This window comes from Membranihabitans marinus (assembly GCF_019802045.1).
GTDB lineage: Bacteria > Bacteroidota > Bacteroidia > Chitinophagales > Saprospiraceae > Membranihabitans > Membranihabitans marinus_A.
This window is the reverse complement of record NZ_JAHVHU010000035.1, coordinates 1-2,053: the sequence shown is the minus strand read 5'-3', so window position 1 is coordinate 2,053 and position 2,053 is coordinate 1. Positions and strand designations below refer to the sequence as shown.

The 2,053-nt window shown below is 44.6% G+C and carries 1 protein-coding gene; it reads left to right on the top strand.

What is annotated here, in order from left to right; genetic code table 11:
* Positions 1-291: 291 nt before the first annotated feature.
* Positions 292-1,671, top strand: coding sequence for a transglutaminase-like domain-containing protein (locus KUV50_RS19245; protein ID WP_222581840.1), 1,380 nt, complete (start codon positions 292-294; stop codon positions 1,669-1,671).
* Positions 1,672-2,053 lie beyond the last annotated feature (382 nt).

Genomic DNA, 2,053 nt, shown 5'->3' with positions numbered 1-2,053 from the left:
ACTAGATAGACTTCAGCGTATTGAATCGGCTGAGGCCTTCTTTCGGTATCTTTAAATTAAGAAAATATTTTGAGAAATAACAATATAAATACTTGGATTAGATCATAGTATCTGTCAGGTTATTGGGTAAAGGCCAATGGGGCGTTATAAATGATCTATAGCAAAGGCAAGTCCATTGTATGATTCCTATTATTATAATATATTTACAATTGGAACTATGCTAAATAGCTCGCTAAACAAGTTCTATTCATCGAGCCCCTGAAATATTTCAGTTGCACAAAACGAATAAACATGATTCTATCAAACACGACTACCTACCGTCGATATTTAAAAACCGGACTAACAGCATTGCTTCTCGCAGTTGCTTTTTTGTCTTTCAGCCAAAACACAAATTCCCAGGATCACCAGAAAACCAAGACACCAGATGTCCCGCTGGTGGTTACTGACGATATAGCAGCCGGTATTAAAGACTACATTGATGAACAAGTCGAGGCAGGCAATGGCTATTTTCATCTAAAAACAGAAGATAAGGATTTATCGCTGAATCTGGTCCGCGTACACACCGAATACCTGGCCAATCTCGGGCCCAGGGAACACTTCGCCTGTGTCGACCTGGCCGATAAAAGCGGTGATGTGTACGATGTTGATTTTTTTCTTACCGGCGATCCGGGGAACATGACCGTCACACGGACCACGGTGCATAAGCTAAATGGAAAACCTTTTTATTCCTGGAGTCAACGGGAGGATGATACCTGGATCACCGTTCCAGTGGAAGAATCCTCATCCAAACTACTCGGTGTGATCGAAGGAAGGGACCATTTTACCTTTCAATACCAGATCACCCTGCCAGAAATCACGGATGATGCTCAAATCTGGATTCCCCTGGCACAAAGCGACCCATTCCAAAAAATAGACGTGGTCTCCATCCAATCGCCCGTGGCACACCAGGTAGTCAAAGATCATGAATTTGGAAATACCTCCTTATATATGGAGCTGTCACCTGGGCATAGCGGGGATATTATCGAGCTGACCTACGATGTAGACCGGAAAGAAAAAGAACCTTACCAGGACAATACCAGTCCCAATGATTATTTGTCGGCAGATCTGTTGATGCCTGTGAACGACCGGTTCACCACCCTGGCCGATTCCATTATCGGGGATAAAATCAATGACAACACCCTGATGCAGGCCAGAGCCCTGTACGATTATCTCATTGACAATATGCGGTACATCAAGAACGAAAAGTACGGTACCGGAGACGCTGTATATGCCTGTGATGCATTGCTGGGTAATTGCACCGAATTCCACTCTTTTTTCATCTCGTTAGCCCGTTCAGCGGGTATTCCGGCCCGGTTTGCCATCGGTGCAGCTATTCCGTCGGAACGAAATGCGGGTGGCGTCAACGGCTATCACTGTTGGGCAGAGTTCTATGCCCAGGATAAATGGTGGCCCATTGACATCAGCGAGGCCAATAAGTATACCGCTCTGTCTACCTATTATTTTGGGCGTCATCCGGCCAACCGAATCGAATTCAGCCGGGGCCGGGACCTTGAATTTGAACCGGGGCCGAAATCGGGTCCGATTCCTTTCTTTGCCTATCCGGTTCTGGAAGTCGATGGGAAAACCACACCTATCAAAACCTTCTTTCAGTTTACGCGAAAAGGGATATGAGGTCGTTGGAGGTGTGTGGTAAGCGTCCCTAATTTATAGTGTGGCATCGTTCTGCCGGCTTTTTATTAACGATATTGGTTTTGTTTGTGGTTTGGTTACTGGGTGTGGGGAAAGTTCTCGAATTTATGGTATAGCACCACTCTGCCGGGTTTTGATTAACGATAGTGGTTTTGTTTGGGGTTTGGTTACTGGGTGTGGGGGAAGTTCTGGGACTGTCAAGTAGTTTGTGTATTTGTGGAGTTCAAGAAGACTTTCCAAAAAATTTTGTGTTGAGCGGAATTGATCTGATTTTGTGAGTCTAAAAACTTTATACTATGAAAGATCAAACTCAAAAATTACTCGATGAATTGGTCAATCAGATTGCAGACAAGGATGAACTTGC

Bases quoted from the DNA above. Each gene is read 5' to 3' on its own strand.
- KUV50_RS19245 (WP_222581840.1), top strand. From the start codon at position 292: ATGATTCTATCAAACACGACTACCTACCGTCGATATTTAAAAACCGGA.